General features: G+C 58.6%; 6 protein-coding genes and 1 pseudogene. 4 read left to right on the top strand and 3 right to left on the bottom strand.

Annotation, left to right across the window (positions count from 1 at the left end; all coding sequences use genetic code 11):
- Nucleotides 1-410: 410 nt before the first annotated feature.
- From WN73_RS14390 to WN73_RS14380, 3 genes are all read right to left on the bottom strand, one after another.
- On the bottom strand, nucleotides 411-1,442 hold the full coding sequence (locus WN73_RS14390) for a methyltransferase (protein WP_271553378.1): 1,032 nt from the start codon (nucleotides 1,440-1,442) through the stop codon (nucleotides 411-413).
- 232 nt (nucleotides 1,443-1,674) lie between these two features.
- Entirely contained in the window at nucleotides 1,675-2,268 is a 594-nt protein-coding gene (locus WN73_RS14385) for a DUF6647 family protein (RefSeq protein WP_271553376.1), read from the bottom strand.
- A gap of 229 nt (nucleotides 2,269-2,497) precedes the next feature.
- A complete protein-coding gene (locus WN73_RS14380; protein ID WP_271553375.1) occupies nucleotides 2,498-2,734 on the bottom strand; it encodes a DUF1127 domain-containing protein in 237 nt (78 codons plus the stop codon).
- A 148-nt stretch (nucleotides 2,735-2,882) separates the two neighbouring features.
- Here WN73_RS14380 and WN73_RS14375 point away from each other — a divergent pair, with 148 nt between their 5' ends.
- From WN73_RS14375 to WN73_RS14360, 4 genes and pseudogenes are all read left to right on the top strand, one after another.
- On the top strand, nucleotides 2,883-4,436 hold the full coding sequence (locus WN73_RS14375) for a winged helix-turn-helix domain-containing tetratricopeptide repeat protein (RefSeq protein WP_271553374.1): 1,554 nt from the start codon (nucleotides 2,883-2,885) through the stop codon (nucleotides 4,434-4,436).
- Nucleotides 4,437-4,655: 219 nt separating this feature from the next.
- Nucleotides 4,656-6,095, top strand: a pseudogene (locus tag WN73_RS14370) (IS1182 family transposase).
- A 327-nt stretch (nucleotides 6,096-6,422) separates the two neighbouring features.
- The gene (locus WN73_RS14365) at nucleotides 6,423-7,055 is read left to right on the top strand and encodes a hypothetical protein (protein ID WP_271553373.1); all 633 of its coding nucleotides are present in this window, start codon (nucleotides 6,423-6,425) and stop codon (nucleotides 7,053-7,055) included.
- A gap of 948 nt (nucleotides 7,056-8,003) precedes the next feature.
- Nucleotides 8,004-8,957, top strand: coding sequence for a LysR family transcriptional regulator (locus tag WN73_RS14360; RefSeq protein WP_028174848.1), 954 nt, complete (start codon nucleotides 8,004-8,006; stop codon nucleotides 8,955-8,957).
- The last annotated feature ends 46 nt before the right edge of the window (nucleotides 8,958-9,003 follow it).

Raw genomic sequence — 9,003 nt, 5'->3', positions numbered from 1 at the left:
AAAATCACACAGCGATCCCGCAAGGAATGACGTGGTCCCTCGCGTCAGACGGCGTCGAGCGCACCAGCAGCCTTTAGAAATTTGGGATGCGCGCCACAGAGGACTTTTTCAACAGTATCGGCCCTTAGCCGAAGGTCGATTGAGAGCGTGTTGTGTCGGCTGTCAGGGGCAAACCGGACGCCGACCAAACCGGGTCCACCGCTGCTTTTGACCCTGGTTGTGTAAAAACGCGAAAGACCAAAACTCGGCTAGAATTACATTCTTCAGTTCGTCGTCTAGGATGAAGGCGCTTGCGCAACTCGGCGCTACGATGGTCTGGGACGAATAAGTTCTTCTATCGCGCTCGAGCGTCTGGGCGTTTTCACACAGCCAAGACCCAAACCGGACTCCAACCAAGCATCCACTCGCACTCAAGCCACCACGGCTTCCAGGATGTTCGCCGCTGAACTCGTCGGGACGACCTGCGTCAGGCGGAAACCAGCCTTGCCCAAAAGTGACGCGTATTCGGATTCCGTTCGTTCCTGCCCCCCTGTTTGTACGAGCATCGTGAGATCGAGTAATTTTCCCGGATGCGGCGCATCGCCGGATGGCAGCACCATTTCGACGATCAGCAAACGACCGGCTGGGTTCATCGCCTTGCGGACCTGGCCAAGGATCGCAAGGCACTGGTCTTCGTCCCAATCATGGAGAATGTGCGAAAGGACGTAAGCATCCGCCCCGTCGGGGACACTTTCGAAGAAATTTCCGGGCTGGATCGTCACCCGATCGCTTACGCCTTTGGCCTCAAGCAATTCGGGTGCGTCTTTCACGGCATGCGGCCTGTCGAACAGGATGCCGCGCGGGCCGGCGTGACGGGAAAGTACGGCCGCCAGCATGTTGCCGGTGGCCCCGCCTACGTCAACAATGGTTTGGAAGATCGAGAAATCGTAGGCGGCGGCGACGGCTGGAGGCTCCTGGTCGTTGAGGCCGACCATCATCTCGCTGAACAGCGACGCGTCCTCGGGATGTTGCGCGAGGTAGTCGAAAAACGCGAGGCCTCGCGCTTTCTCAAAACCCGCTTTGCCAGTTTGAACAGAATAGACCACATTGTCCCAGCCACTCAGAGAGGGGTTCCCTGAAAAAATCACGGATGATCTTGCTGAGCCCGGCGCGCCGGTCTTCAGCGCCTCTCCCAGATCGGTCAGGGCAAAACGCTGCTCCGGTCGCTCGGTTAGAATGCCAAGGCCCGCTAGGGTACGCATCAATCGGTGCAAGGAAGGCCCATGCACGTCCAGGGGACCAGCAAGCTCGATGGCGCTTTTTGGTCCGGATGCGAGCTGATCGGCCAGCCCCAACTTGGCCGCGGCGTAGACGGCTCTTGAGACGATGTGGGCCCGGCCCATCTGGATCAATTGAATGTGGGGCGGAACAACTTGCGTTGTTGTCGGCTTAGGGTCTGCCATGACAATGAATTCTCACGGAACAAGCGCGGCTGGCAGTGGTCCTGTTGGTAGCGATACAAATTGACTCTGCTGCCCGCGCGCCATGGCCAGGATCGCCAATATAATTGCAAGGACCACCAAGTGTTTGGTCATTGGTCAACCCGCTGAAATCATGTTCGCACGCACGAGACTTTAGCTTTTCGCTCATTCGGAAAACCATTGTCGAGCAGGGACCAAAATCGACGGGGCACGACTAATACATGCATGCTGAGGAAATCAGCACCGTGAACATGTCCACGTCGAACTCTTTCTCCAGGCTCAGGCCGAACCGCTCTAGCCATTTAGCCTGAGCCAGGTAGGCCGTCTTCTCTCGCGCCCGCAGGCACTCAAATTTGAGCTTTCCCAGATTCTGAAGGTGATGGACCATTTCGTGTACCAGCACCGATTGGTCCGTCGGCGAAGCCCCACCCCAATCATCAGGAAGCAGGATCGTACTCGTATGGTTGTCGTAGAGTGCGACAACATCGCGCTGAGCTACTTGCCCATCGTTTCCTATGAGGCTTTGCGAAGAAGCAAGGTCCCTTTCACGCAGACTTGCAAGCTCCATTCTCGACGCAAATTTAATGGCAGGGCGATCTTTGATGGCAGGCAAGTCAAACTTTGATGAGAGCCAAGCCACAATTTCATTCAAAAGTTCTTCAGGAGGTTGATCTGCTTCAGAATGCGACGAGACAGAACGCGACCCCGTGGACGCGCTGCGCTCCAAAGCATACTCGCAACGAACTCTTGGGGATGTGGCCAACGTGAGAGAGGCAACTACGGCGATCAAAAGGAACCGTTTGAACATGACCCTAACCTAGTTGTTGTTCGGAATAGAGATCTCTTCAAATAACCTCGGTCAGCAATTGAATGGCTGGAACCATAGCATTCGCTTGCCGACGCTACTGTGAACCCATTCACACCCAGAGAAGGCACAACGCTGGTCACCGATGAGTGATGCGGGGTGATACCTCGCCGGAATACAAACAGACCATCTATCGTAGTGACCGTGCGCACGCCTTTCGCCGATTACCGAGCTAGGATGAACGAAAACCGGTTGAGTCGATCGATGGGTTCGAGGCGACGAAATCGATCTCACCGCGGGTGATACCGATGTCCAAAAGCTCGCTGTCCGTCAGGCAACACAGCCGCGTTCGCAGCCTTTCGCGTCTGCGCCACTCACAAAACGCATCCCAATATGCTTCGAGGGGGCTGTAATACTGCCGCCTTGCGGTTGCCGGTCCTGGCTCAGTGGTCCCGTGGATCGTGCTCATCGCGGTTTGTCCAAGTCGGGCTGTTTTCACTAAGCTAAAGCTGCCACCACATCCGCCGGCGCGCTTAACAGGTGGCTTACATTCTCCTTACCGGGAGCTTATTCTTTGGGTTCCTGGCGGGCTAGGTGCCACCGAAAAGGATTGGCCGTTGCGGTATTTTTTTGAGGATTACGCATTGGATACTGACCGGCGCGAACTTTACCGCGCAACGGACCTGATTGTTGTCCCACCTCAAGTCTTCGATCTGCTTGATTACCTGATCCGCAACCGGGAGCGCGTCGTCAGCAAAGACGACCTCATCAGCGCGGTTTGGAACGGGCGCAGCGTGTCCGACGCCGCACTGACGACCCGTCTGAATGCCGTTCGGGGTGCAATCGGCGATTCCGGCGAGAAACAGCGCTTCATCAAAACACTACCGCGGAAGGGCTTCCGTTTCATCGGACAGGTGCAAGAGGTGCGAGATGTTGCGGCCCCAAATCCGGACGACGCGCCCCAGAGCGCTCCTGCAATACCCGACAGGCCATCCATCGCCGTGCTGCCGTTCGCGAACATGTCTGGCGATCCCGAGCAAGAGTACTTCGCGGACGGGATGGTTGATGAGATCACGACCGCGCTTTCGCGGTTCAAAGGGTTGTTCGTGATCGCGCGAAATTCGAGTTTCACCTTCAAAGGCAAGGCGGTCGACATCAAGGACGCCGGGCGTCGGCTTGGCGTGCGTTACGTCCTCGAGGGTGAGGTGCGCAAGGCGCAGGGGAAAGTTCGCATCACGGGCCGGTTGATTGAAGCAGCTACGGGCACCCACATCTGGGCTGACAGGTTCGAGCGCGACATGACGGACATTTTCGCGCTGCAGGATGATGTCACGCTCGCCGTCGTCTCCGCTATTCGGCCAAGGTTATTTCAAGCAGAACTTGCACTGGCCTCGCGGCGACGCCCGGAAGACCTCACCGCGTATGACCTCTATCTCCGGGCCATACAGAAGATAGTCCCATCGACCCGCGAAGGCTTGGCAGAGGGACTCCGACTCGCCCAGCGCGCTATGGAACTTGATCCCGGGTTTGCTGGTGCCGCCGCTCTGGCAGGTGCCTGTCATTCGGAGAACGTGGTCAGGAACTATGCCATCGATCCTCAATTCGAACGCAAGGAAGCCGTTCGGCTCATGCGTCTAGCATTGAGCCTCGACGATGGTGATCCAGACACGTTAGCGGGTGTTGCCCTGATTTCGGCGCTCCTGGTCGGCGATTGCGAGAGCGAGATCGAGATGTCCGACCGGGCGGTCAAACTCAACCCGAATTCATATTACGCCTGGCACCGCAGAGGCTGGGTCTATGAGATCGCGGGGCAGCCAGAGGAAGCGATCCGGAGCTTTGAACGTTCCATGCGAATGAGTCCGGTAGATCCGCAAGCATTCATCGCGCTAACCGGGATAGCGTGTGCCCTTATCGAGCTTCGTCGCTTTGACGAGGCCATCATTGCAGCGAAGAAAGCCTTACGTCTCAACCCCTGCTATCCAGGACCGTATCGCTGCCTCGTAGCCGCTTTCGCCCATCTCGGACGCGACGCCGAGGCCCGTGAGGCGGCGGCTCGTATGCTTGAGACCGATCCTGATTTCACGATATCGGCTTGGATCGACAGGAGCCAGTTATCAAAAACCGCGAAGCTGATGATTGAGGGTTTTCGCAAAGCGAGGTTGCCCGAGTAGCTTTCCAATGTCCGCAACGTGATCGAATGGCAGTCGTCCTCCTCAGCGCATGGGGTCCAGAGTTGGCCCATCGCGGCAGTTTGCTCTGCGAAGGGCCAGGTCCGAAGCTGAGGGTCAACCGGAAGTCGCGAGCTGAGGCTCAGCCTGGCGCTAATGACCCTGGCTGTGTGAAAACGCCGTGCCTGCTATGATTCCCGCACTGAATCGGCGGGGGCTTGCATGGCTCGTTTCGTTCAAGGAGCTGATCGCGGGCAATCTACTTTGTTGCCGGAATGCCTGGACGACTAGGTTGCAGATGACAATCCGGTTCGCGTGATCGACGCCTTCGTTGCAGCCCTCGATCTGGCTGAACTTGGGTTCGGTGGCGTTGAGCCTGCCGGCACAGGTAGGCCGTCGTATCATCCGGCCGCGCTCTTAGGGCTCTACATTTACGGTTATCTCAACCGTGTCCATTCGAGCCGCCGGCTTGAGCGTGAAGCTGGCCGCAACGTCGAAGTGATGTGGCTGCTCGCCAGGCTTGCGCCCGATCACAAAACGATTGCCGATTTCCGCAAGGACAATGGTCCCGGCATCAAAAAGGTCTGCGCGCGCTTCGTCGAGGTGTGCCGCAAGATGGGCTTGCTCGCGACAGCCAGCGTTGCGATCGACGGCAGCAAATTCAAAGCAGTCAATAATCGCGATAAGAACTTCACGCGCGGCAAAGTCGAGCGGCGGCGCACGCAATTGGAGGAGAGTGTTGCGCGCTATCTCGCTCAGCTCGATACCGCCGACCGGCAGGAGCCGTCGGAAACACTGGAGTTAAAAAAGACGCGGATCAAAGAACGGCTTAAAAATCTGACCGTTGAAATGGCGAAACTCGCAGCGATTGAAAAACAGGTTCTGGCGTCGCCCGATCAGCAGATATCGTTCACTGATCCCGACAGCCGTTCGATGGCCACGAGCGGCCGTGGTTCTGGCGTCGTCGGCTACAACGTGCAGACGGCGGTCGATACAGAAAACCATCTGATCGTCGCGCACGAGGTGACAACAAGCGGCTCAGACCGGTCGCAACTTGCAAACATAGCCCGGCAAGCCAAAGCCGTTCTTGAGGCCGACACGCTCGATGTTGTCGCCGATCGCGGCTACTTCAAGGGTGAAGAAATCGTGGCGTGCGAGCAATCTGGCATCACGGTGACTTTGCCCAAGCCGATGACATCGGGTGCGAAGGCTTCGGGACGCTTCGGCAAACAGGACTTTGCTTATCTGCCAAATGAGGATGTTTATCGCTGCCCTGCCGGTGAGAAACTCAAATATTATTATACCAACGACGAAGACGGCCAGAAGCTGCGCAACTATTGGACGAACGCCTGCAAAACCTGTCCACTCAAATCGAAGTGCACGCCGAGCCCACAACGCCGTATCAAGCGATGGGTGCACGAGGACGTTCTCGAACGCGCTCAGGCGCGGCTCGACAAGAATCCAAACGCCATGCGCACACGCCGCGAGACCGTCGAGCATCCGTTCGGCACACTAAAGATGCGCATGGGCGCGACGCACTTCTTGTGCGTGACGCTGCCGAAAGTTGCGACCGAGATGGCGCTGTGCGTGCTCGGCTACAATCTGACACGCGTGCTGAACATCGTCGGGATGAAACCGCTGCTGGCGGCGGTGAGGGCGTGATACGGGCGTTGCCGCGCGCCGTTGCGGTTCATGGGGCGCGTAAAAGAGCCCCGACATTGCCTCAGGATGAGTTCTGGTCGAGCGGCCGCAAGAGTTGCCCAAATTGATCGGACCGCGATAGCCTGAGTTCGACCGCGCCGGTCCGCGTCGCAACAGCGTTTTTACACGACCAAGACCCAAAGCGGACGCCCGGGCCGCCAACGATGTTTTATGATGACAGAAGGCCTGCTGATATTCTGACGTAAATCACTGCTGGTTTGTAAACTCTATTGGCCGACAAAGGCCCGGGATTGGCGTCTATCGGCACCGATCAAGCGAGATGCTCGTATGTCCTTCCTAATCTTCATTGGTCGTCTCGATACAAAGGTCCATTCCGGCGAAGAGGGGCTCTTCTTCAACCCCGCTCTTGGTGGCATCGATGACCTCGGCTTTAGCGGCGATACAGACCACGACCTGTCGCACCGCCCGCCTCGGCCGGAGAGCGTTCCATATGATAGCTGGTGTCGCGATAGGTCTTTCTGCGTCAAACCTGACAAGTTCGTCAGTTCAACGGGGTCCGTGGAAGTTACCGAGACCTTAGTCTACGACAATCGCATGCGCGGGCAGATTGACTTCACCGGCTTTACGGTGATCGTCTCTTTGCAAGAGCACCTTTTCCAAGCTTATCTCAACTATATCGGTGAAAGGCGGGTGCCTGTGCGGAGCGATGAGGATGTCTGGGATGGCCGCATTCTGTTTCGCATCCCTTCGGACCCTTTCGCCTTTCCGATGCCTCGCGGCAGTTCAAGCCCATGGGGGATGCGTAAATCGGTCGTCGGCCCATTGAAGTTGATCAAGCGCTTCTCGCTCGATGAGATCGAGGTAAAACCGCTCCGAGACGAGCAAGGCCGCCGGATGAAACTTGCCGAAACGGCTGACGAGGTGCCTTCAGCGCTGCCGGGCTTGTATCTTCGAGTTTGACGGAGCCTTAACTCTCAGATCGACGTATGCTGCTGCTAAGAGTAGCCGTTAGAGATGTCGCCTATTGGCCCAACTCGGAAGTCAGGCAAGCGCGGCTTTTGCGCTGCTATCAGGGGAGAAGCGGACATCGCAGGGGCAGGCGTTTAATGAGCACGCCCTCTCGCCCTAAACGAGGGGTCGGCACTTGGGGCAGTGATAGGGCGAGCCCGGATCGAGTGCCTTGCGCTCCTTTCGTGGTCGGATGCGTGAAGGGGGCCATCGGCGCCACTTGCTGCTGGTCTATATGCTGCCAAAAACTGGCCAGCAGCCGTCTTTCCGTGTGGCGACGGCCCCCCGGCTTGGCAGCATCGACCTTTGGATCTCGACCGTTCTGTTGGGCCCGGACATTGTTGGGTATCTCGCTCAACCGCAACATCGATCGGACGTCGGTGGAACTCGGCTTTTTGATCGTCCAGGAGCGCCTGCCAGTTTCTGCGACGGAAGATCCGAGCAGCCAATCCTGGCTTTGGTGACGCGTTTTTGCCGACGAGAGCGGCCAGTTTCTTTCTGCTTGGGGGGTGGCCCCTGGCGGGCAGCACCGCGTCAACTATGAAATCAAACGTCCCGGCAGGCCGGCCCGAAGGTTATTGACTGGCGTTGGCGACCGCGCGATTCTGTGCTGCTGATCGCTGCGGTAGTCCACAATGTAGTCGTCAGTGTAGTCGTAACCCGCCGAACCGCGTTGTTTTATCGAGGTAATTGGCGTCGTGGGCGAAAACGGCCTGCGGAGTCCCTCCCTCTCCGCCATATCAATCGGCCTCAAAGCCTCGCCTCAAGCACTGAATCCTCAAGATCGCAGCAGCTTCTGGTGTCGCCTCCAGGGGACCGCAATCCGACACCGCACTTGCGGCGGGGCGGCAAGCTTCTCCACAATGTCCGTCATGACAGCCCGCCCCGAGGACCCGACGGATGACGGCCAAAATCGATCTGCTGACGCTGCAGCTCTTCGTGGCGATCGTTGAGGAGCAGAGCATCGCGAAGGCGGCGGAGAAGAAGAACATCGCCGCGTCCGCGGTCAGCCGGCGCATCTCGGATATCGAGGACCGTTTCCAGGTCGAGCTGCTGCATCGCCATTCGAAGGGGATCGAGCCGACGCCGGCCGGCTTTGCCTTGCTCGAGCATGCCCGCATCGTCCTTGGAAACCTGAGCCGGCTCGAGACCGAATTGACCGGATACCGGCAGGGCAAGCGCGGGCTGATCCGGGTCTGCGCCAACAAGTCCGCGATCCTCGAAGCTCTCGCCGACGAGCTCAGCCTGTTCCTGGAGCGGCATCCGCTGGTGCATATCGACATCGAGGAGGATCTAAGCCCCGCGATCGTGCGCGCGGTGATGGAGAACCGGGCCGACATCGGCATTTTCGGCGGCAACATCGACGCACAGGATCTGGAGCTGCTGTCCTATCGCAGCGACAGCCTGGTCGCGCTGGTCACGCGCGACCATCCGCTGGCCGGTCGCAGCAGCGTTCGCTTCCGCGAGCTGGTCGATTTCGACTTCGTCAGCCTGGAGAAGGGCAGCTCGATCGAGACGCTGTGTGTCAGGGCGGCGGCCGCTCTCGGGCAGCACCTGAAGGTGCGCATCCGCGTCAGCAGCTTCGATGCGCTGTTCCGCGTCATCGATGCCAGGATGGGGGTCGGGGTCGTGCCGCTCGAGATCGTTCGCGGCCGCTACGGTGTCGACAGCCTCGTCACCGTCGCGCTCGATGAGTCCTGGGCGCGACGCGAGCTGGTCATGGGCGTGCGCGACTACAAATCGTTGCCGCCGGTGACGAAGCTGCTGGTGGACCATTTGCGGACCCAGGATGATACGGGTCTCACCACGAGCAGCGTCTCCGACCGGCTGACGGTCGTCCGCAGCAGGGGCTGACATCGCCCGTGTCAACGCCTGCCATCGCCTGCCATCGCCGGCCGCG

The sequence above is a fragment of the Bradyrhizobium sp. CCBAU 45394 genome (genome assembly GCF_028128655.1).
Lineage (GTDB): Bacteria > Pseudomonadota > Alphaproteobacteria > Rhizobiales > Xanthobacteraceae > Bradyrhizobium > Bradyrhizobium diazoefficiens.
The sequence above is the reverse complement of the archived record's forward strand: the minus strand, read 5'-3'. Positions and strand labels throughout refer to the sequence as shown.

Bases quoted from the DNA above. Each gene is read 5' to 3' on its own strand.
- WN73_RS14380 (WP_271553375.1), bottom strand. From the start codon at position 2,734: ATGAGCACGATCCACGGGACCACTGAGCCAGGACCGGCAACCGCAAGG.
- WN73_RS14390 (WP_271553378.1), bottom strand. From the start codon at position 1,442: ATGGCAGACCCTAAGCCGACAACAACGCAAGTTGTTCCGCCCCACATT.
- WN73_RS14360 (WP_028174848.1), top strand. From the start codon at position 8,004: ATGACGGCCAAAATCGATCTGCTGACGCTGCAGCTCTTCGTGGCGATC.
- WN73_RS14385 (WP_271553376.1), bottom strand. From the start codon at position 2,268: ATGTTCAAACGGTTCCTTTTGATCGCCGTAGTTGCCTCTCTCACGTTG.
- WN73_RS14365 (WP_271553373.1), top strand. From the start codon at position 6,423: ATGTCCTTCCTAATCTTCATTGGTCGTCTCGATACAAAGGTCCATTCC.